17 protein-coding genes are annotated in these 21,668 nt (G+C 44.0%); 15 read left to right on the top strand and 2 right to left on the bottom strand.

Annotated elements, in window-relative coordinates; translation table 11 throughout:
* Window positions 1-177 precede the first annotated feature (177 nt).
* From ahpC to Q4561_RS03545, 6 genes are all read left to right on the top strand, one after another.
* A complete protein-coding gene (gene ahpC, locus Q4561_RS03570) occupies window positions 178-741 on the top strand; it encodes an alkyl hydroperoxide reductase subunit C (protein ID WP_303457635.1) in 564 nt (187 codons plus the stop codon).
* A 149-nt stretch (window positions 742-890) separates the two neighbouring features.
* Window positions 891-2,480 (top strand): alkyl hydroperoxide reductase subunit F, encoded by a 1,590-nt coding sequence (ahpF, locus tag Q4561_RS03565; protein ID WP_303457633.1) that lies wholly within the window; start codon window positions 891-893, stop codon window positions 2,478-2,480.
* A 502-nt stretch (window positions 2,481-2,982) separates the two neighbouring features.
* On the top strand, window positions 2,983-3,522 hold the full coding sequence (locus tag Q4561_RS03560; protein ID WP_303457631.1) for a hypothetical protein: 540 nt from the start codon (window positions 2,983-2,985) through the stop codon (window positions 3,520-3,522).
* Between the two features lie 8 nt (window positions 3,523-3,530).
* Window positions 3,531-5,078, top strand: coding sequence for a PepSY domain-containing protein (locus Q4561_RS03555; RefSeq protein ID WP_303457629.1), 1,548 nt, complete (start codon window positions 3,531-3,533; stop codon window positions 5,076-5,078).
* 240 nt (window positions 5,079-5,318) lie between these two features.
* A complete protein-coding gene (locus Q4561_RS03550; RefSeq protein ID WP_303457627.1) occupies window positions 5,319-6,401 on the top strand; it encodes an SMP-30/gluconolactonase/LRE family protein in 1,083 nt (360 codons plus the stop codon).
* A gap of 11 nt (window positions 6,402-6,412) precedes the next feature.
* A complete protein-coding gene (locus Q4561_RS03545) occupies window positions 6,413-6,991 on the top strand; it encodes a cupin domain-containing protein (RefSeq protein WP_303457626.1) in 579 nt (192 codons plus the stop codon).
* 155 nt (window positions 6,992-7,146) lie between these two features.
* Here Q4561_RS03545 and Q4561_RS03540 read toward each other — a convergent pair whose 3' ends face one another.
* On the bottom strand, window positions 7,147-9,435 hold the full coding sequence (locus Q4561_RS03540) for a YgiQ family radical SAM protein (protein WP_303457624.1): 2,289 nt from the start codon (window positions 9,433-9,435) through the stop codon (window positions 7,147-7,149).
* Between the two features lie 241 nt (window positions 9,436-9,676).
* Between Q4561_RS03540 and Q4561_RS03535 the strand changes: the two genes are divergently transcribed.
* Window positions 9,677-10,141: an EVE domain-containing protein gene (locus Q4561_RS03535; RefSeq protein WP_303457622.1), complete on the top strand. Its 465-nt coding sequence runs from the start codon at window positions 9,677-9,679 to the stop codon at window positions 10,139-10,141.
* Window positions 10,142-10,266: 125 nt separating this feature from the next.
* Here Q4561_RS03535 and Q4561_RS03530 read toward each other — a convergent pair whose 3' ends face one another.
* Complete coding sequence (locus Q4561_RS03530) at window positions 10,267-10,683, bottom strand: hypothetical protein (protein ID WP_303457620.1); 417 nt, start codon at window positions 10,681-10,683, stop codon at window positions 10,267-10,269.
* Between the two features lie 153 nt (window positions 10,684-10,836).
* Between Q4561_RS03530 and Q4561_RS03525 the strand changes: the two genes are divergently transcribed.
* The 8 genes from Q4561_RS03525 to Q4561_RS03490 are packed head-to-tail and all read left to right on the top strand — an operon-like array spanning window position 10,837 to window position 21,663.
* Window positions 10,837-13,200, top strand: a complete 2,364-nt coding sequence (locus tag Q4561_RS03525) for a TonB-dependent siderophore receptor (RefSeq protein ID WP_303457619.1) — start codon at window positions 10,837-10,839, stop codon at window positions 13,198-13,200.
* 20 nt (window positions 13,201-13,220) lie between these two features.
* The gene (locus Q4561_RS03520; protein WP_303457617.1) at window positions 13,221-15,374 is read left to right on the top strand and encodes an FAD-dependent oxidoreductase; all 2,154 of its coding nucleotides are present in this window, start codon (window positions 13,221-13,223) and stop codon (window positions 15,372-15,374) included.
* Between the two features lie 16 nt (window positions 15,375-15,390).
* A complete protein-coding gene (locus tag Q4561_RS03515; RefSeq protein ID WP_303457616.1) occupies window positions 15,391-16,308 on the top strand; it encodes a DUF547 domain-containing protein in 918 nt (305 codons plus the stop codon).
* Window positions 16,295-17,707 (top strand): ABC transporter substrate-binding protein, encoded by a 1,413-nt coding sequence (locus Q4561_RS03510; protein WP_303457615.1) that lies wholly within the window; start codon window positions 16,295-16,297, stop codon window positions 17,705-17,707. Before Q4561_RS03515 ends, Q4561_RS03510 begins: the two co-directional genes overlap by 14 nt.
* A gap of 47 nt (window positions 17,708-17,754) precedes the next feature.
* The gene (locus Q4561_RS03505; RefSeq protein WP_303457614.1) at window positions 17,755-19,590 is read left to right on the top strand and encodes an ABC transporter permease; all 1,836 of its coding nucleotides are present in this window, start codon (window positions 17,755-17,757) and stop codon (window positions 19,588-19,590) included.
* On the top strand, window positions 19,587-20,222 hold the full coding sequence (locus Q4561_RS03500; protein ID WP_303457613.1) for an ATP-binding cassette domain-containing protein: 636 nt from the start codon (window positions 19,587-19,589) through the stop codon (window positions 20,220-20,222). The genes Q4561_RS03505 and Q4561_RS03500 overlap by 4 nt, the downstream gene beginning before the upstream one ends.
* Window positions 20,216-20,875: a CDP-alcohol phosphatidyltransferase family protein gene (locus Q4561_RS03495; RefSeq protein WP_303457612.1), complete on the top strand. Its 660-nt coding sequence runs from the start codon at window positions 20,216-20,218 to the stop codon at window positions 20,873-20,875. The genes Q4561_RS03500 and Q4561_RS03495 overlap by 7 nt, the downstream gene beginning before the upstream one ends.
* The gene (locus Q4561_RS03490; RefSeq protein ID WP_303457611.1) at window positions 20,875-21,663 is read left to right on the top strand and encodes a sterol desaturase family protein; all 789 of its coding nucleotides are present in this window, start codon (window positions 20,875-20,877) and stop codon (window positions 21,661-21,663) included. Before Q4561_RS03495 ends, Q4561_RS03490 begins: the two co-directional genes overlap by 1 nt.
* The last annotated feature ends 5 nt before the right edge of the window (window positions 21,664-21,668 follow it).

Genomic DNA, 21,668 nt, shown 5'->3' with positions numbered 1-21,668 from the left:
TACCAATTAGTTTTTTTAAAAAAACCGCGCTATTCTTATCACCAGTTTCAACGAAGTCGAGTTTAAGCAAAACCGATTCTGGTTAGTTTTACTGGGCTTTGTAATATTTCGTACTATTTGTATTGGTTAGATTTTACTAACAATACAAAATTTATTCACTTAATGGAGAAAGTAAACATGGCATTAATTAACACTGCTATCAAACCGTTTAAAGCACAAGCATTTAAAGACGGCGAGTTCATCGAAGTAAGCAGCGAAGATATCAGCGGTAAGTGGGCAGTATTTGTTTTCTATCCAGCAGATTTCACATTTGTATGTCCAACTGAACTTGGCGACATTGCTGATAAGTACGAAGAGCTTCAGTCTCGTGGCGTAGAAGTATACTCAGTATCTACTGATACTCACTTCACTCACAAAGCGTGGCACGATTCGTCTGACACTATCAACAAAATCAAGTTTGCAATGATTGGCGACCCTACTGGTGAAATCACTCGCAACTTTGATTGTATGCGTGAAACTATGGGTCTTGCTGACCGTGCAACATTTGTTGTTGACCCAGAAGGTATCGTTCAAGCGATGGAAATCACTTCTGAAGGTATCGGCCGTGATGCAGACGACCTAGTTCGTAAAATCAAAGCTGCTCAGTACGTTGCTTCTCACCCAGGTGAAGTTTGCCCAGCTAAATGGAAAGAAGGCGAAGCTACACTAGCTCCTTCTCTTGACCTAGTAGGCAAAATCTAAGCAACTGCTTAGCACTTATAAATAATTTATAAGTAAGTAATGGGAGTGGGTCTCCACTCCCTATCTAATAAATTTCCAATTCCCGCTTATGTTGTTAGCCTGAAAAATGGTTAGTGGGGATCGGCGTGTCGAAAATAAGGCAGATTACCGTGTTAACTAAAGAAATTTTACAAGCGTTGAAAGGCTATGCTGAGTCAATGCAGAAAAACGTAACCTTCGTCGTACAGACCGGTGAACACAGCAAGCGTGAAGAGCTTGTGTCGTTTCTGTCCGACATTGCTGGTGTAAGTGACAAATTAAGCCTTGAAGAGCGTGACACCAATGGTGTACTACGTAGCTCTATTAGCTTTCTGTTAGAAGCAGATGGTGAAGATACAGGCATTCGCTTTTCTGGTATTCCTGGCGGTCACGAATTCAACTCGCTTATCTTAGGTATGCTTCACGCATCAGGAACCGAGCTTAAAATTGATGACAGCGTAAAAGCGATTGTTAAAGGCGTTAAAGAAGAACTTAACTTCGAAGTATTTATCAGCTTAAGCTGCCACAACTGCCCAGAAGTAGTTCAGGCGCTTAACCAATTTGCACTACTTAATCCAAACATTACGTCTGAAATGATTGACGGTGGTTTGTATCAAAACGTAGTAGCAGAACGTGACATTCAAGGTGTTCCAAGTGTTTACCTTAATGGCGAGCTGTTCGCTAACGGTAAAGTAGATGCATCGGTGCTTATCGACAAACTTATCGAACGTGACCCTTCGCTAAAAGATGCGAACAAGGGTGAGTCGTTACCGCTACAAGACGTTACCGTAATTGGTGGTGGTCCAGCGGGTGTGGCATCTGCCATATACAGCGCACGTAAAGGCTTAAAAGTGACTGTGGTTGCCGATCGTTTCGGTGGTCAAGTGAAAGATACTATGGGTATTGAGAACCTTATCTCAGTATCTAAAACTACCGGCCCTGAGCTAGTAGGTAACTTAATGGAACACATGAACGATTACGATATCACGCTTAAAGAGCACGTTCGTGTTGATTCTGTAGAACAAGGTAATGTTAAAACGATTACGTTATCGTCTGGCGAACAAATTCGCACTCGTTCAATTGTTGTTGCTACTGGCGCACGTTGGAGAGAACTTGGTGTTCCAGGTGAGAAAGAAAACGTAGGTAATGGCGTGGCATATTGCCCTCACTGTGATGGTCCTTTCTTTAAAGGTAAAGACGTTGCGGTAATTGGTGGTGGTAACTCAGGTATTGAAGCTGCCCTTGATTTGGCTGGTATTGTGAAATCGGTAACGGTATTTGAATTTATGCCTGAGCTTAAAGCAGACCAAGTACTCATCGACCAAGCTGAGAAACGTGAAAACATCACGATTATCAGAAACGCGGCAACGCATCAAATCACGGCTGAAAATGGCAAGGTGAATGCTATCGAATATCACGATCGCAATACCAACGAGTTACACTCTCTTGCGCTTTCAGGTGTATTTGTTCAAATTGGTCTAGTACCAAACAGCCAATTTATGAAAGATGTGGTTGATATGAGCAAGTACGGTGAAATTGTTATTGATACTAAGTGTAATACGTCTGCACCAGGTATTTTCGCTGCAGGTGACGTTACAACGGTACCGTATAAGCAAATTGTAATTTCAATGGGCGAGGGTGCTAAAGCATCGCTAGCAGCATTTGAATACTTGCTTAGCCATGAAGTCATTGAAATGGAAGAAGATACGCAAGCAGCGTAATCGTTCTTACCGTTGAAATAAAATATAAAAGACCGACTTACTAATGTAAGTCGGTCTTTTTGTTTATAGCCTACAAACTTAATTCTTTTTGTAGATAAATGCTTAAATACAAGTTCATGCATGTGCGTTCTTGAATTGAAGATCTTTGAATTAAGAGCCTTTATCTAAGAAATTTTATTTAAGTGTTTGAAAGTAAACTCATTAATGTAGTGCCGTGCTAAATTTTTGACTGGGTTTTTGATTAGGTTTTAAACCAAGTTTTTGAGAACACCTGAGCGTAATCTAGCCGTTAGTCATTTGAAAAGAACAGTACAATCAAATAGGAATAATTATTGTTTTCATTAGCTGCTAAATTTTGGTAATTTATACCCATAATAGTTGATGAAAAAGCACGATATAAAAGCTAATAAAGTATAGGTCGACTGATAGATTGATTTACCTTTTTGTTAGCTCAATTCAATGCTAAACCACATCGGCACTCATTATTATTCAAAGGTTAGTTATGTTCATGTTGTTTGCCGCAAGCGGCCTTTCTATTGCTTCTATGGCGGCGGTATACCAGAGTTGGCGGCGTCAAACTGGCCCCATGTTATATATTGGTATCGCTGTCTGGCTGTTATCGTCCATTGCATGGTCAATGTCAGTAGGATGGGAGTTTGGCGTTTTGTATGCATTATGCCTTCCGGGATTAGTGGTATGGCCATTTATTGCGGCAAATCAAACCCACATGCCAGCACCTCAGCAGTTACCTCAACCTAGAAAGTTAGACTTTTCTACTAAAACGACATTACGGCATATTCTTCACTACATTGTAGTATTGGTACTCCTTCTTGTATTTAGCGTTATTGCATCTCTTGCTATCTGTGCCCTGCTGCCATTTGATATCACCGGGCAACTTGCTACCACTATGGTTATATCACCCATTATATGGGGGCTTGCGGTTTATCATTACTTAGCGACGACAAAAAAAATAAAAACGGTTATTGGCTACCTTGTGGCTACTGGGGCAAGTTTAGCCATACTGATGGCCATGCCAATTTAGGAATGAAAATGGATAAAGCGACAAAACAATCAGCGCTAAATGCACACAGTTGGGTAGGCGTATTTTTAAGTGCATTGCTCTTTTTAGTTTGCCTTTCAGGCACTATCGCGGTGTTTCATTTAGAGTTCGAGCGTTGGGAACAACCTCACATTCCTGAGTTTGAATCTGTGGACGAAGGCGCTGTTGATAAAGCGATGGAGAGCTTTTTAGCCGAACATCCCGAGGAAACCGACCATTTATTCGTGGTGTTTCCAACATCAGGTATTCCAAGGTTAGTGGTAGAAAATGATCATGCTGCTTATTTTGCGGATGCCCAAGGAAATTTGCTTGAAAAGGAAGACGTTCCATTCACTCAAATGCTGGTGGACTTGCACTTATACCTGAATTTACCCCATAGTTGGGGAATGATACTAGTCAGTGCTTTGGGTGCTATTATTTGTACACTCATTATCACTGGCGTTATTGCACACAAGCGTATGGCTAAAGATGCTTTCAAATTACGCCGAGGCGGAAATGGGCAACAAAGCCAAATTGATTTACATAATCGCTTTGGTCTATGGGCGGCGCCATTTCATTTAGTGATTGCAGTAACAGGCACTTACTTTGGTTTAGCGGGTATTGTGCTCGTTATAGTCGCGCAATTGCATTATGGCGGCGATCAAGATGCGGTGATTAATCAAGTATTCACCCCAGACCCGGTATTAGTACCGCAAGAAGGTAGGCCTGCTTTAGGTAAAGCCATTGCTCAAATGGAAACGATAGCGCCAGAAAACCCGCTTATTTTTGTTACCGTGCATGAGGTTAATAAACCTGAGCAGTTTATTGAAATATATGCGCAAGTACCGGGGCGTTTAATATACGGTGAAGCCTATAGATTTGACACTGCCGGTAATTATTTAGGCACCGCAGGGTATGACGATGGCACCTGGGGCAAACAACTATTGTGGGCGGTGTATCGTATGCACTTTGGTGACTTTGCGGGTATGCCTTCCAAAGTGCTGTATTTCGTTTTAGGTATTATGCTTACCATGCTATGTGTATCGGGTATGGAAATATGGCTCTCTAAAAAAGCGCACCCTGTATTAGCAACCCGTTTATGGTATTGCACGGTGTGGGGGAGTGTTAGCGCATTAGCATTAACCGCAATAGCCGATATGTTTATTGCTAGCTCTTTAACCGCTGTGTTTTGGGGGATAATGGTGCTTAATGTAGCACTAACTGTAGCGCTTAAGCAGCTTACTAAGCCGGTATGGCTGATAATATCGGGAATAAGTGTTCTGCTGCTATTAGTTATTTACGGGGCGGTGAATGGTGAAAATGTGTTATCGATAGCCTCTCTGCAATTAAATATTCCTATGCTTGCTTATGTAATATGGAGTATTTTACGTGGCAATACTTTGCTTAAGCGTGAGGCCTTGTTGACAAGCGCACAGACTGAATTAAAACAGACGGAATCAAAACAGGCGGAATCAAAACAGACTGGCAAGACAAGCAAGGCGCCGAGTAAATCTAATAACTCGCAAGTATCAGGTGACACTCAATCACCTCTTGTTTAACCGTGCAATAAAGAAAACCTCAAGATCATATAATCAAAAAAAACCATCCACGTTAGACTAGCAATAACGTGGGTGGTAAGTGAGAAGTAGTAAAACGCTAAAGACAGAACCCCTCATACTGGTCGCTTATAGCCTTTAGGCATTGTTACTCATCATCAATCTGAATTTAACCCTAATTCAATAACATGTTATTGCTTAACCCTATACTTTTTTCAAGCTCGATTTTTATAAGGTAGGCGCATGCGAATTATACTAATAATTGCTTTACTGACAGTGACGGGATATTTACTCTTTTGGCCTGTGCCAGTTGAACCTGAAGCATGGGATGCACCAGAAAACAAGGGCTACAGCGGCGTTCACCTTACTAACGATAAACTATCCCTTGCCGACAGCCTTACCCTAGGCGACGAATTTGGTCCCGAAGATTTTGCGCTGCGAAGTGATGGCACCATCGCTACCGCCACCCATTCGGGTACTATTATGCTGTTAGCGCCTGGCGCAACTAAGTTTACTGCGTGGGTAAATACTGGCGGGCGTCCTTTAGGGATGGAGTTTGATGCCAACGATAACCTTATTGTAGCGGACGCTTTTAGCGGGCTACTTTCAATTTCGCCATCATCTGATATTAGGCTACTGACTGATACCGTTAATGACACGCCTATCGTGTACGCCGATGACGTCGACGTGGCAGAAAATGGCATGATATATTTTTCTGACGCCACCACTAAATTTAGTGCTAAAGCCTATAGCGGAACCCTAAGCGGCAGCCTGTTAGAAATTTTAGAGCATAAAGGTAATGGCCGATTGCTTGCGTACAACCCCGCTACAAAAGCCACCACAGTGGAAATGGACGGGTTAACGTTTGCTAATGGCGTTGCTATCAGTGAAAACCAGCAGTATGTCTTGGTAAATGAAACAGGCAGCTATCGGGTATTGAGATACTTTATTGCTGGGCCTAAAGCTGGAATGGTAGATGTGTTCATTGACAACTTACCTGGATTTCCCGATAACATTGCTCGCGCGCCAGATGGCGGCTATTGGGTAGGGTTTGCTTCACCTCGCTCTGCCTCGCTAGACGATTTATCTCACTCTCCTTTTTTACGTAAAATAGTACAGCGGTTGCCTGCATTTCTGCGTCCTAAAGCTAAAGATTACGGACACGTGATAAAAATAAGTAAACAAGGAAAAGTGATTGATGACTTGCAAGACCCAAGTGGTGGCTATCCACTTACGACAGGAGTGTTAGAAACTGCCGATATGCTATACATTAGTAGTTTAACTGCCCCAACAGTGGCAGTGCTTAACAAAGCAAATCTACCGTAAGGAGATATTGAATGAAGCGCTATCTACCCAGCATATTGACAGCGAGTTTATGTGTTTTTGGCAGTTTTTCTGCTGCTTTTTCTGAAGGGTTTACCGCTGACAAATCCGTTCCCCAACAGACTGCTTCTAATAAATCCATGGCTAGCCAAGCCACGTCTAATCAAGCCCTATTGAATCAAAAAGCCTCTACTAAAGTTGACGCCAGTAATTACTTTGCTACCCAAGTGATCCCAAAGAAAAATGCAGAAATTGATGAAGGGGAGGGCTGGATGTTTTATAGCTACCACAATGATGAAACCTTTGGCACTAGCCAATCATTGGCGGGTATGGCAGTGATTAAGCCTGGGGTAGAAATACATCCACCTCACGAACATAGTGACGAAGAGTTTTTATTGGTGACTCAGGGAAGTGGGCAGTGGAGTGTTAAAGGTGAAGTATTTAAGGCAAATACAGGTGATATGTTGTATGCCGCGCCTTGGGATGAACACGGGGTGAAAAATACCGGCGATGTAGACTTAATATTTGTCGTATTTAAGTGGCACAGCAAAGGTATTGCTGTGCCTACAAAAAGTACGCTTAAAAGCGACTGATAGTCACAAATATAAAGTGGCAGAACTCAAGTGGCCTATATTTTAGACAATAGGCCTTGGCAACAGGCCAGCCAATAGGTTCAACTAACCTAGGTAACTGATATCTGCCCCGAGGCTTACTAACAAGAGGGGCAGAAAGAGGCGCAAAAGCGAAACTAGCGTTTCGCTGTTGGCTTTCCTCTTCGCTGTGAGCTTGGCGTGTTCTGTCCACGATTTTGCCCGCCGCTTTTACCGCCGTTTCTGTTCTCAGTTTTATTCCCACCTCTATTTTCGCTAGAAGCGCCAGCAGTGTTGTTTTTACCACGGCCTTTGCGTTGGAAACTTGGCGGTAAACCCGTGTGCTTAGTTAATCCGCGTTCGCCATTTCTGCCTCTTACTGCTTTTTGACGTTTTTCATCTGCGGTTTCAGGCGGTACTAAGTGCTGTGCGCCACGGCCTATTAAATCTTCGCGACCCATACGTTTAAGTGCTTCACGAATTTGCGCGAAGTTTTTAGGATCGTGATATCGAAGCATAGCTTTGTGTAAGCGACGATGTATTTCACCCTTTGCCGAAGGTACATCTTCGCTTTCTTTAGTTACCTTACGAAGTGAATTCACTTCGGTGTGGTACATCGTTGTTGCCGTCGCCATTGGAGAAGGATAGAAGTTTTGCACTTGATCAAGCTTAAACTTATTCTCTTTCAGCCAAATCGCCAAATTCAACATATCATCGTCTGTGGTACCTGGGTGCGAGGCAATAAAGTACGGAATAAGGTACTGTTTTTTGCCTGCTTCTTGCGAGTATTTATCGAATAACTCTTTGAAACGGTAATAGCTGCCCATACCCGGCTTCATCATTTTCGATAAAGGCCCATCTTCGGTATGCTCTGGTGCTATTTTCAAGTAGCCGCCAACGTGATGCAAGGCTAATTCTTTTACGTACTCAGGATCTTCAACCGCTAAGTCGTAACGTACACCAGAAGCGATAAGAATTTTCTTCACGCCGGGTAATTCACGAGCACGACGGTACAAATCGATAGTCGGTTTATGGTCGGTGTCCATGTGCGCGCAAATGCTTGGATATACACAAGATGGGCGACGACATGTGGCCTCAGCTTTTGGGCTCTTACAGCGCAAACGGTACATGTTTGCGGTAGGGCCACCCAAGTCTGAAATAACACCCGTAAATCCAGGTACAGTATCGCGAATTTCTTCAATTTCACGAATAATCGAGTCTTCAGAGCGGCTTTGAATAATTCGGCCTTCATGCTCAGTAATAGAACAGAAGGTACAACCGCCGTAACACCCGCGCATAATATTGATACTGAACTTAATCATATCGTAAGCGGGTATAGTGGCATCGCCATAAACAGGGTGGGGCACACGCTGATACGGAAGGTCGAATACCGCATCCATTTCCTCTGTTTCTAAAGGCATGGCGGGTGGGTTTATCCAAATATGTCGGTCGCCGTGGCGCTGCATCAATGCACGAGCACAGCCAGGGTTGGTTTCTTGGTGCAAAATACGCGACGTATGGGCATATAAAACTTTGTTGTCTTTTACTGTTTCGTAAGCCGGTAGCTTCACGTATACATTTTCCCAAGGCTTGCGGCGCGTGGGTGGTTGTATCACGATTGGTGCAGCTTCTGGCGCTTCGCTGTTTGTGCTGTCTTTATCTTGCGAGTCGCAGTCAGGCTCTACTTGATAAGGGCTTGAGATTGGCTCAATTTTACCGGGGCGATCTAACGAGGTTGAATCAACCCCTTGCCACTCGGGTAATGCTTCTTTAACAATAATGGCGGTGCCGCGAATATCGCGCATTTCGCTAATAGTTTCACCGGCCGCTAAACGGTGGGTGACTTCAACCAATGGGCGCTCGGCGTTGCCAAAAAATAACATGTCAGCTTTTGAGTCGAACAATACTGAACGACGTACCTTTTCGCTCCAATAATCGTAATGTGCAATACGGCGTAAGCTGGCTTCAATACCACCTGCAATAACAGGCGTGCCTTTAAAGGCTTCACGGCAACGTTGTGCGTATACGGTAACCGCACGGTCTGGGCGCTTACCGCCCACATTACCTGGTGTATAAGCATCGTCGTGGCGAAGCTTTTTGTCTGCTGTGTAACGGTTGATCATTGAATCCATGTTGCCCGCAGTAACACCGAAATAAAGATTCGGTTTACCCAGCGTCATGAATGCATCTTTGCTCGTCCAATCAGGTTGAGAAATAATACCTACACGAAAACCATGGGCTTCAAGTACACGGCCAATCACCGCCATACCAAAGCTTGGATGATCTACATACGCATCGCCAGTCACTAAGATTACGTCACAGCTGTCCCATCCTAGGGCATCCATTTCCTCTTTAGACATGGGAAGAAACGGCGCAGTACCAAGGCAGTGCGGCCAATATTTAGGGTAGGAAAATAGACCGCGATCGGCCTTAATGGTGGCTTGCATAAGGTTCACATATAGCAGAGAAAAAAAGAATTAAGTAGGTCAGTACATCATAGTTCATATTGCTAATCGCAAATACAGACCGCCAAAAGCGGATATGAAATTGCTTAGCGCGAATACAAACATTGCAGACCGAACGTCTATTATACCAGTACACAGCAACCTAGGTATAGCGCTGTCGTCAAATTCACCGCCTTTGTTATACTGCTTTGCTATATCAATTAGGATAATAACGAGAAAATGTATGGCTTACTGGTTATTTAAGACAGAACCCGATGCATTCAGCATTGATGATTTAAAAACACGGCCTGAGCAAACTGAGCCTTGGGATGGGGTACGTAACTATCAAGCAAGGAACTTTTTGCGGGATAAGGTTGCTATTGGTGATCAAGTGTTTATCTATCATTCAAGTTGCAAAACAGTAGGTATTGCAGGCGTTGCAGAAGTGGTAAAAGCAGGTTACCCAGATGAAACCCAGTTTAATCCCGAGTCTAACTACTATGATCCTAAATCGACACGTGAAAATCCGCGGTGGTTTCGCGTAGATGTAAAGTTTGTAGAAAAGTTTGAAAGTGTATTGCCGCTATCTGTCATTAAGGGAATGCCTACTATTACAGAAATAGGCTTGGTGAAAAAGGGCGGTAGGTTATCAATAATGCCCGTTGAAGAAAAAGAATGGCAGCAACTTTTGGCTACTACCAAATTTTAATTAACGTGCTATATATAAGTAAATATTTATTTACTTACTTTGTACGGCTGCTTACTTATCGCGCTTGTTAGGCCCACTTAATATTCGTACTTGGCAGCCGTGCTTACCTATTTGATGTAGTAGTTTTACTTACCTAACGCAAAACGTGTGTCTGCGTCGCGAAGTAAATAAAGGGCAAAACATGCCGCCCACATAGGCCATGCAGCGAAAAACAATAAATTATTGAAGGCATCAAAGTACTGTGCAAAGGCCGACACTGTAGAGCCGCCGTGAAGCAAGAAAATTAAACCGTAGGTATAACGTTTTGCGATACCCGCGACGAAGGCAAGCACTAATGCTAACTGAAATGCGCCCAAAATGTAGACCGCTGTCTCTGGTACGCCACCAATTGAATAAAAATGTTGAAAGATTTTCATACTGTGTGCTGGGTTCACGAATTTATCTAGTGTCCACACGAACATAACGATAAAAACAGACACGCGAAGGGCGAGTAGAGACCAGCTCAAACGAGCAGAGATATCAGTGGTTGGTTGAGATTGCATTTTAACTCCTATTTATTTGTGAAGCGATAAAGAACGGGGGTTTTCATATTAAATTTCAAAAACTTTCATTTAAAAAAATAAAAATGCTTTTGAAATATTTTTAGCAAGGTGTCGGTCTTGTCCAGTAAGCAATTTTGTAAGGTAAAAATACGAATGAAAAATAAATTTGGGCTTGCCATCAGTGCATTGGCGTTCTCTGTAAGCCAAGGGCTGCAAGCTCAGCAAGTCGATCAGCTCGATAGTCCTGACGCTAAAGATATAGAAGTGGTTGAAGTAACCGGCAGCCAACAAGCGCTAAACCCGTTAAACCCTGGCGACAATACGCTTAGTGGGTTGTTTGGCGCCGGCATGTCGGCAGCCGATACGCCACGAGCAGTAACGTCTTTATCGGCTGAAGCTATGGATGCGCTAAACATCAATACCTTACATGATATTGTTAAAGCGGCGCCGAATGCCTATGCGTCTAGCGGTTTTGGTACGCCTAGCTTGCCTAGTATTCGTGGCCAGTTGGGGGAGCTATTCCAAGATGGTATACGTCGTCAGTCGGGTAACAACGGTTTTGGTTTACCGGTTTCGTTCAACAGTGTTGAACAATTAGATGTAGTAAAAGGTCCATCGCCCGTGCTCTTTGGCAGCACACAGCGAAATGGTGGCTTTGTAAACCTGCAAACCAAAACTGCACCAACAGTAGGCAGTGAAGGTAATATCACACTTCGCGCTGGGCGCTGGGATCAATATTCAGCGCAGCTTGATTATGGTACTGCCATCGAAGAAGGCAAAAGCGGTATTCGAGTAAGCGCTGAATGGTTAGATCACGATAGCTTCTTTGACTTTGCAGAGCGTGAAAGCAAAAACCTGTTTATTGCGTATAGGTACACACCGAGTAATGCTACAACCTGGGATATAAGCGCAGAATATTACGATGCCGAGTACCCAGATATTGCAGGTATTAATCGCCCAACGCAAAACCTAATTGATAACAACCTTTATATAACAGGCCAAGGTGTTCAAGCGAATGGCAGTACCGTACCTGGTGCTGGCGCTATTATTTCGCCTACCGGTGAAGTGGCTATTCCACGCAGCCAAGTTTATACCCATCCTGATGATATTAATGGCGCTGAGTCTACCGTACTACGAAGCAACTTATCTCATCAGTTTTCAGACAGCCTTGTACTACGAAACATGACGTACTATCAGCATCTTACACGTGAAGAAATTGCACAGAATAGTTTTGTAGAAATTATTGATGGTGCCGATGCGTTCGAGAACCGCACTGAATTAGATGTGGTTTGGAACGATAAGCAAACCACCACATTCGGTTTAGCATTACGTTACAACGATGTTTTAGGTTACAGCCAGTTTACGACTGAAGCTGACAGCCCCGTAGATTTAACTGGCCCATTAAGCAATCGCGAAATTCCGTTAACCGATGCACAAAAAGCCCGATTAGTTGAGCTTCGCCCAGGTGTATTTGTTTCACCTGGTGGACAGTACGATATAGATGGCGATGGTGCTGGGGATTACAATTTATCTGATACCACCGATTCAACCACCCTACAAACTGGCTTAGCGTTTCAGCAGCGCTCTCAATGGACAGAATCGTTTTCAACCATTGCCGGTGTTAGGTTCGACTATTACGATGTAGAAGCGCGAGATCCGCTCGCGCCTGAAGGGGTTACTGCAGCTTCTGATACTTACAACGATATACTTGAAAGCGTACAACTAAGTGCGGTGTACAAGCTGACAAAATCACTCAATGCTTATGTGGCGTGGTCAGAAAATGATGCCACATCCAATAGCATGGCAGGTGGCACCACACTTACCAGTGCCAACGAAATTAACCCGCTAAACTTCGCCACCGAAAATACCCTTTATGAAGTAGGGCTAAAGTATTCTCCTGATAGTCATTGGTATGGTGAGGTATCGGTATTTGATCAGACACGTAGCTTACGTAACCGTGATGGCAGTAACAGTGGCGTGAAAACCAAAGGCGCAGAGCTTCAAGTTTTCTACCAAGGGCAAGATGTATGGGTAAATGCGGCATACAGTTATTTAGATGCACGCTTCGATGATTCGGCCTCTTTCCAAGATACCGCGCAAGTCGCCGATGCTTTTGACGATAGCCGACCAGATATCATTGAAGGTAATGGTGTTGGTTCGCCATCTTTTGCTGCGTTTGCTCCGTCTGACTCATTAGTGCAGGGCATTCCATCTCAAATAGTGTCATTAAATGCTGGCTGGCAACTTACCGATGATTTACAAGTTGGTGCCTCGGCCTTGTACACTAAGTCGTTCCCACTCGACTTTCTACAAACCGTATTTATTCGAGACCAAATCAACATTGATGTAAATGCCGATTATCAAGTTAGTGATGATATGCGCCTACGTGTTGATGTTATTAATATTACCGATGAAGAGAACTGGCAGCCCGTGTTTGAAGGGGGCTACTTTGGCGCTACCTTGGCGATGCCGAACACGCCACGCCACGTTCAATTCACTATGCAATACGCGTTTTAAGCGCAATTAAGGAATAAAACATGTTCAAGAAAATTGCACTTGTCGCCGTATTGGTGGCTGCCGTCATTGGCTTTTTTTACTTTGATTTAAATACCTATCTTACCCTTGAAGGGTTGAAAGGGTCGTTAGATACCTTCACACAACAAATTGAAGAAAACCCACTTGTGAGTATCGGTGTTTTCTTCGCAATTTATGTGGCAGTAACGGCCTTGTCGTTGCCTGGTGCGGCCATTCTTACCTTAGCCGCAGGTGCGTTATTTGGGCTGGTGCAAGGCTTTATTATTGTATCTTTTGCTTCTAGCGTAGGGGCTACCGTAGCCTTCTTAGTGGCACGCTTTATTCTGCGCGATACGGTAAGAAAGCGTTTTGGCGAAAAGCTTAAAAAGATTGATGAAGGCGTTGAAAAACAAGGTGCGTTCTACTTGTTCACATTGCGCTTAGTGCCCGTATTTCCGTTCTTCTTAATTAATCTACTGATGGGCTTAACATCAATTAAAACATGGACATTCTACTGGGTAAGCCAAGTAGGCATGTTGGCGGGTACTGTAGTTTACGTAAATGCTGGTACACAGCTTGCGCAAATAGACAGCTTGTCGGGCATTGTATCGCCAGGGCTTATTTTATCGTTTGTATTACTCGGTATATTCCCGTGGATTGCCAAGGCTATTGTGGCGTTTGTTGAACGCCGCCGCGTTTACAAAGGCTATAAAAAGCCTGCTAAATTCGACAGGAACCTTATTGTTATTGGTGCGGGCGCGGGTGGCTTAGTCACCAGTTATATTGCCGCAGCGGTAAAAGCGAAAGTAACGCTAGTGGAAGCCGGTGAAATGGGCGGTGACTGTTTGAACTATGGTTGCGTGCCAAGTAAAGCCCTCATCAAAACGGCCAAAGTAGCCAACCAGATGCGTAACGCTGAAAACTACGGCTTGCACAACGTTGAACCTACTATGTCATTCAAAACGGTGATGCAGCGTGTACATAATGTTATTGCGACTATTGCGCCGGTCGACAGTGTAGAACGCTACACAGGTTTGGGTGTAGATGTAGTGAAAGGCTACGCAAAAATTATCGACCCTTGGACTGTGGAAATAAAGCAAAACGACGGCGGTATGCAAACCTTAACGACCAAAAGTATTGTCGTGGCGACAGGTGCAAGCCCATTTGTACCACCCTTGCCAGGCATTGAAGAGAGTGGTTATGTAACATCTGATACTTTATGGAGCCGTTTTGCTGAATTAGATGAAACTCCTAAGCGCATGATTGTATTAGGTGGCGGCCCAATTGGGTGTGAACTAGCACAAGCCTTCGCACGTTTGGGCAGTGAAGTAACCCAAGTTGAGCGTGCACCGCACCTTATGGGCCGAGAAGACAAAGAAGTCGCTGAATTTTCAGAAACCGTACTTCGCGATAGTGGCGTGAACGTGTTAACCAGTCACGATGCCCTTCGTTTTGAAAATAAAGATGGCGTTAAAACCCTTGTAGTCGCCAAAGATGGCAATGAAAGCGCTATTGAATACGATGAAGTCATAGTGGCGGTAGGGCGTAAAGCACGTCTTAACGGCTTTGGCTTAGAAGAGTTAGGTATTCAGTTTGATCGCACCATCGAAACCGATGAATACCTACAAACCTTGATGCCAAACATCTTTGCGGCGGGCGATGTAGTAGGGCCGTATCAGTTTACTCACGTTGCTGCACACCATGCGTGGTATGCCGCAGTGAATGCCTTATTTGGTACCTTCAAAAAATTCAAAGTGGATTACCGTGTTATTCCATGGACGACCTTTATCGACCCTGAAGTGGCACGAGTTGGCCTTAATGAAAATGATGCAGCAGAGCAGGGTATTGACGTTGAAGTAACTCGCTACGAGTTTGAAGAACTTGATAGAGCCATTGCTGAAAGCGCAATTAAAGGTTTCATTAAAGTACTTACTCCGCCGGGAAAAGACAAAATTTTAGGGGTAACCATTGTTTCTGAACATGCTGGCGATTTATTAGCAGAATTTGTATTAGCCATGAAACACGATTTGGGCCTTAACAAATTACTTGGCACTATTCACGCTTACCCAACGTGGGCCGAGGGTGCCAAAAATGCTGCTGGCACATGGAAACGAGCGAACACACCAGAAAAATTACTAAGCTATGTGGAAAAATTCCACACGTGGCGTCGTGGTTAATAAGCGAGTAAATATTATGTTTTCTATGAATACGATAACGCTAAAAAAATCGGGTGCAATTTCAAAGCGGGTGTCAAAGCTAGCGTCAAGGTTAGTTTCATCGGCAATGGGGGTGTTACTACTGGCTATGCCAGTGGTAGCTCACGCTGAAGCTTCTCTACATGAAGCATATTCAGTAATGCTAGCTAAATATGTTGTGCCTATTAATCCTGTTACCAGTGGTGATGGAGTGGAAATTAAAGGCACGAGCACACAGGTTAACTATGCGGGCTTTAAATCGTCGCAAACTGAACTTAATGCTTATCTAAAAAGCCTATCGGCAGTGTCGAAAGATACGTTTGAACAGTGGGATAAAAACACGCAGTTAGCGTTTTTAATTAACGCATACAATGCGTATACCATCGATTTAATATTAACCCGTTACCCAGACTTAACCTCTATTCGTGACATTGGTGGTTTCTTTTCATCACCGTGGAAGCAAGCTTTTGCACCACTGTTAGGTGAAAAGCGTAGCCTTGATGATATAGAACACGGACTTATTCGTGAAAAGGGTGTGTATAATGAACCTCGTATTCACTTTGCGGTAAACTGCGCCAGTATTGGTTGCCCTGCATTACGTGAAGAAGCCTATGTGGGCGATAAGTTAGATGAACAATTAGAACAACAAACCGTTCGTTTTTTATCTGACAATAGCCGCAACTATTATGATGGGAATACCCTACACATTTCGAAAATTTTCAGTTGGTATAAAGAAGACTTTGAAATGAAATGGCGTGATTCAGCAAGCTTAGCTGGATTTATAGCTCAGCATGATGATGCGCTTTTATTCAAAGATGGTTCGCCACTTGATGACAGTGACATAAAAGCGATTATGTCAGGGAATATCGACATTGAGTTTTTGGATTACAACTGGGCGTTGAATGACCAAGAGTAATTTACTATTAGCGGCGCTAGGCAGACTGTTTTGCCTAGCGCCACTACGTACGTCTTTTGAGCTAGGTGTTGATTCACATGTCAATTTACGTGTTATTTCAAAAGAAATTGTAAGCGCAATATCGGCCTTTATTTTTGCTACTACGGTGGCTTATGCATCTGAACCTGCAGAAACAAGCATCCATGCTCAAAACAATGCCGAAGCTCCAACAAATTCTCCTTTAAAAGGCCAGCCTCAAAATCAATCACCAGCTTTAAATCAGGCACAAGCTTCTAATCAAAAGCTAGGCGATTCGCCTACGGTGCAGTTTCATGCGTGGGGCGGCAGTGCCCAAGTGAATGGGTATATTCAGTGGGTAGGCCAGCAAGTAAGCGACCAATATAATATTACCTTGAACCATGTGAAACTAGCCGATACCAGTGATGCGGTTTCTCGGGTACTCGCTGAAAAAGCGGCGGGTAACAACAACCAAGGTAGTGTGAACTTAATTTGGATTAATGGCGAAAATTTTGCTGCCATGAAACGCCACGATTTATTATTGAAAGACTGGGCTAATAGCATTCCTAATTTTGCCCTCACGAATCCGTCTCGAAACCCTGCCATGACCACCGATTTTGGTATTGCTACCGACGGACAAGAAGCACCGTGGGGCAAGGCATCTATGGTGTTTTATTATAATAATCAGTTTGTAGAAAATCCTCCGCTCAACATTCATGAATTACTTGCCTTCGCCAAACAATACCCGGGTCGATTCACCTATCCATTACCCAACGATTATTTGGGCATAAGCTTTTTAAAGTATGCGGCGATAGCGTTAAACCAAGACCATCAAGACTTGTTATATAAGCCGGTAACTGACACTGCATTAGCGAAAATCACCCCCGCGCTTTATGAATACTTAGATGTGTTACACCCTCTTATGTATAAACAGGGCGATTATATGTTACGCCAAGCTTCGCAGCTTCAACGACTAATGGGAACCGGCGAATTACTATTGGCATTTTCGTTTACCGCCGCCGAAATACCCAGTGCAGTAAACCGATTTGACTTACCTAAAAGCATTCGCACTTACGCGATGGAAGATGGCAGCTTAGCGAACGTGCATTTTATCGGTATTACCTATAACACCGAAAATATTGCAGCTGCTAAACAAGTGGTAAATTTTTTATTATCTCCTCAGGCTCAAGCGAAAAAGCAGCAGTTGGCGGTATGGGGTGACGATTCAGTACTCGACTTTTCCATGCTTACTGCCCACGACAAAGCGTTGTTTAAACCTATATCACACCATGATTCTGCGCTAAATAAAGAAAAGACATTGCCACTTTTCGCTGAACCTCATAGCAGTTGGACAGATGCGATACGACAAGCGTGGTTTGACCGTTATGGTGAACGGTTCTAATGTCGGTTCTAATATCGGTGCATTCACGAACTCAATGGCTTCGCAATATGACGCTTTTTCAACGCATAACGCTCAGCGTGCGGGCGTTGCTTATTTTGCTGTTAAGCCTACCGGTATTGGCGGGGCTAGTTGGCGTGGTGTTACCTGCCTTTGGTTATTTTCCGGCTTTGGATGCTCATAATTTTACATTCGATGTGTTTGGGCGGTTATTTGCAATAGATGGCATGGGTAAAATGATGTTGCTATCGTTTTTCACCGGCTTAATAGCTACGTTACTTTCGGTTGCAAGTGCCTTTTTGCTTCTAGCGGTGTTTTATCATTCATCCTATTTAAATAAGATACAAACTTGGCTAAGTCCGCTTTTAGTTTTGCCCCATGCGGCTGCGGCTATTGCGCTGTTGTTTGTGCTATCACCTTCAGGCTTCTTTTCGAGCATTGTTACAAATGTGAGTAACATACTAAGTAGTATAGGGGTAAGTGACGCAATAAGTGTAGATGGCGCCAGTACGCTATTGCCGCCGACGTGGGCATTTCCGTACGACAGTTACGGTATATCTATTATTATCGCGTTGGCACTTAAAGAACTGCCGTTTGTGTTTTTAATGGCAGTAAGTGTGATGTCGCAGCCACAAATTAAACGTAAGTTTGATGGTTATTTTAAAAGTGCCACTGCCCTAGGGTATTCACCGGTAACTGTGTTTTTCAAAGCTATTTTCCCCATTGTTTATCCCCAAGTACGTTTACCTCTATTGGCAGTGTTAGCTTATGCTACGGCTAATGTGGAAATCCCCTTGCTGTCAGGGCCCAATAACCCGCCCACGTTAGCCGTGGCGGTAGTGCAATGGTTTAATCATGTTGATTTGTCGATGCGCTTTCAGGCATCGTCCGCTGCATTGCTTCAAGTCGCTGTCACTTTAGTGGCTATTAGCGTATGGATAGTGGGTGAAAAAGTAGCGAAGCATGCACAAGCTCGCTTCTATTCAAATGGACATCGGCATACAGGGCAAACTCTTAGTGCTATAGTCGCCTACGCCATAGTGGCCATTTATACGCTACTAATACTCTCGATTATCATCAGCACATTACTCTGGTCTTTTGCCACCTTTTGGCAATTTCCTGCTTTTTTACCAGAGGGGCTAACTTTGCTGCATTGGCAAACCACGCTAGCTGCACTGGCTGAACCTTTTAACAATACCGTGTTGCTTGCTGTGTTAGTGAGCGGCTTTTCGGTAATAGTCGCTACCTTAGCGTTAGAAGCAGAATCTTTGAACGGGAATAGCGGCAATATCGGGGGTAACAGGCATAAAAGCAAACCCTCTTCTTACTTTAACGGGTGGGCAGGGGCGTTGCTTTCAGTTACTTTGTTTTTACCACTGCTAGTGCCAGGCGTGGCGTTTTTATATGGCTTAGTGTGGTTTCAATTAGCTTATTTTAACGAGGCGGTGTGGTTTCATTTGTTTATTAGCCACCTTGTGTATGTGTTGCCCTATGTGTTTATCTCGTTAGCGGTGGCCTACCGAAAGTTTGATCCTAGATATATTCAAGTAGCTTATGGCATGGGAAAAACGCCATGGCAGGTGTTTGTAAAAATAAAACTACCCTTATTGTTTGCCCCCATGCTGGTGGCGTTTGCGTTAGGGCTTGCCATTAGTTTTAGCCAGTATTTGCCTACCTTACTAAGTACCGGCGGGCGTATTGCTACCGTTACCACAGAGGCGGTGGCAGCGGCATCGGGCAGTAGTGCTCGGTTAACGGCGGTGTACGTAATAGTACAAACGCTAATGCCCTTATTAGGCTTTATATTGGCGTGGTGGCTGCCCACAATTTGTTTTAACCCGATGGGGCGCTATACGCTTCTGCAAACAAGGAAATCGAAATTATGACCTTGAAACTAGATAAGGTGAGTTTGTTTCGATACACAGATACCTTGCTTTCACTCGATGAAGTAATTAAACCTGGGGAAGTGCTTTCTATTATGGGGCCAAGCGGCTCTGGCAAATCAACCTTATTGAACACGATTGCCGGGCAGTTAACTGCGCCTTTTTCTATGACAGGAAGTATATACATCAATGATAAGTGCATTAATGACATGCCAGCTCACAAACGTGGGGTAGGCGTGCTATATCAAGATCCTTTGCTTTTTGAACATATGACCGTTGGGCAAAATATTGCGTTTGCATTGCCTTCTAGTGCGCTTAATAAAGCGCAGCGCGAGCAACGGGTTAGTGAAATGTTAGCCGAAGTGGGTCTTAGCGATTTACAACATCGGCCGGTACAAACCTTATCGGGCGGTCAACAGGCGCGTATCGCGTTGTTACGAACGTTGGCTGCGGCACCGAGTGTGGTGTTACTCGATGAGCCATTTAGTAAATTAGATGCTACCACCAAAACTCAAATGCGAACCTGGGTATTCGGGCAGCTTAAAGTGCGTGGCCTACCTACCTTATTAGTTACGCACGACAACGACGACGTAGAAGCTGCCCAAGGGCACTTAATAGAGATAGAGACATGTTAGATGCTAAAGTTACGCCTTATATAAAGCCGCTGTTAAGGCCCATGATAGTGGCGCTTAGCAAAGCTTGCGTTACCCCGAATCAAGTTACCTTGGCTGGTTTTGTTATTGGTATGCTGGCGGTTCCTGCCATTATTAATGGGTGGTGGGTATTGGCATTCATTTGTATTGTAGCGAACCGAGTATTCGACGGTATCGATGGCGAACTAGCACGCTTTCAGCAAAGTAGCAGCAGTGCAGGTGGTTTTTTAGATATTTGTTTAGACTTTCTATTTTACGCGGCAGTACCGTTAGCTTTTGGTGTTGCTAACCCTAGTGAATGGGGCGTACCTGCGTTAGTGCTAATGGCCGCGTTTGTAGGAACGGGTAGTAGTTTTTTGGCCTTCGCCGTCGCCGCAGAAAAATTCAATATCGAAAAACCACAGTTCAAGAATAAGAGTTTTTACTATATGCAGGGGCTCACCGAAGGCACCGAAACCATACTCTTGTTTTTAGCATTTTGTATATGGCCGGCGTATTTTCCGGTGTTGGCTTATGTTTTCGCGGCAGCGTGTGGCATTACCATCATCACCCGAGTTTACAGTGGTTTTACCACCCTTAAAGCCGTAGAAGGCATTGATGACTATTGTAGTAACAAAGAAAAAGAGAAGTCATAGTGGATAACACTGCACTTGTTCGAGTTAGCCTGTTTTTAGGCATATTCACGATAATGGCTGTGCTAGAAGCATGGCTGCCAGCGAGGCAATCGATATTGGGGCGCGCCAGCCGGTGGAAAGGCAATCTGAGTATGGTGGTATTAGGCGCGCTGTGTTCAAGGGTAGTACTGCCTGCCAGTTTAGTCGGTGTGGCCTTGTGGGCTGATAATACTAATGTGGGGTTATTCAACAGCCTAAGTATGAGCCACTGGGTTGTGGTCGCTTTTAGTGTATTGCTGTTAGATATGGTGATTTATTGGCAGCATCGGCTGTTTCATAAAATTCCTCTTCTATGGCGTATTCATAAAATGCATCACGCTGACAGCCACGTAGATACCACCACAGGGCTTCGCTTTCATCCTATCGAAATTATATTAAGCTTGTTCATTAAAGCGGTGGTGGTTGTCGCTTTTGGGGTACCTGCTATTGCGATAGTTATTTTCGAAGTTGGTTTGAATGGGTTTGCCCTATTTAACCATGCAAATATTCGACTGCCACAGAAGTGGGATGACAGAATTGGGATGCTTATTATTACCCAGCGGTTGCATCGCATTCATCACAGCCAACGTAAAGAAGAATCTAATACTAACTTTGGCTTCAGCGTGTCTTGGTGGGACAAGCTATTTGGTAGTTTTAAAAGCCGTGCAACCATGCGTGATGAAGATATTGCCATAGGTCAAAAAGACTACCCCGCCACTAATGACAATGCAGGCATAATAGCGCTGTTAAAAATGCCGTTTAATCGTTAACGATT

The sequence above is a fragment of the Alteromonas sp. 1_MG-2023 genome (assembly GCF_030547075.1).
In the GTDB taxonomy this organism is placed as follows: Bacteria; Pseudomonadota; Gammaproteobacteria; order Enterobacterales; family Alteromonadaceae; genus Alteromonas.
Note: the sequence above shows the minus strand (reverse complement) of the source record. Positions and strands in the feature narration are given on the sequence as shown.

What these genes read in the sequence shown, in the direction of transcription:
- ahpC (WP_303457635.1), top strand. Translation starts at nt 178, where the DNA reads ATGGCATTAATTAACACTGCTATCAAACCGTTTAAAGCACAAGCATTT.
- Q4561_RS03560 (WP_303457631.1), top strand. Translation starts at nt 2,983, where the DNA reads ATGTTCATGTTGTTTGCCGCAAGCGGCCTTTCTATTGCTTCTATGGCG.
- Q4561_RS03555 (WP_303457629.1), top strand. Translation starts at nt 3,531, where the DNA reads ATGGATAAAGCGACAAAACAATCAGCGCTAAATGCACACAGTTGGGTA.
- Q4561_RS03550 (WP_303457627.1), top strand. Translation starts at nt 5,319, where the DNA reads ATGCGAATTATACTAATAATTGCTTTACTGACAGTGACGGGATATTTA.
- Q4561_RS03545 (WP_303457626.1), top strand. Translation starts at nt 6,413, where the DNA reads ATGAAGCGCTATCTACCCAGCATATTGACAGCGAGTTTATGTGTTTTT.
- Q4561_RS03540 (WP_303457624.1), bottom strand. Translation starts at nt 9,435, where the DNA reads ATGCAAGCCACCATTAAGGCCGATCGCGGTCTATTTTCCTACCCTAAA.
- Q4561_RS03535 (WP_303457622.1), top strand. Translation starts at nt 9,677, where the DNA reads ATGGCTTACTGGTTATTTAAGACAGAACCCGATGCATTCAGCATTGAT.
- Q4561_RS03530 (WP_303457620.1), bottom strand. Translation starts at nt 10,683, where the DNA reads ATGCAATCTCAACCAACCACTGATATCTCTGCTCGTTTGAGCTGGTCT.
- Q4561_RS03525 (WP_303457619.1), top strand. Translation starts at nt 10,837, where the DNA reads ATGAAAAATAAATTTGGGCTTGCCATCAGTGCATTGGCGTTCTCTGTA.
- Q4561_RS03520 (WP_303457617.1), top strand. Translation starts at nt 13,221, where the DNA reads ATGTTCAAGAAAATTGCACTTGTCGCCGTATTGGTGGCTGCCGTCATT.
- Q4561_RS03515 (WP_303457616.1), top strand. Translation starts at nt 15,391, where the DNA reads ATGTTTTCTATGAATACGATAACGCTAAAAAAATCGGGTGCAATTTCA.
- Q4561_RS03510 (WP_303457615.1), top strand. Translation starts at nt 16,295, where the DNA reads ATGACCAAGAGTAATTTACTATTAGCGGCGCTAGGCAGACTGTTTTGC.
- Q4561_RS03505 (WP_303457614.1), top strand. Translation starts at nt 17,755, where the DNA reads ATGACGCTTTTTCAACGCATAACGCTCAGCGTGCGGGCGTTGCTTATT.
- Q4561_RS03500 (WP_303457613.1), top strand. Translation starts at nt 19,587, where the DNA reads ATGACCTTGAAACTAGATAAGGTGAGTTTGTTTCGATACACAGATACC.
- Q4561_RS03495 (WP_303457612.1), top strand. Translation starts at nt 20,216, where the DNA reads ATGTTAGATGCTAAAGTTACGCCTTATATAAAGCCGCTGTTAAGGCCC.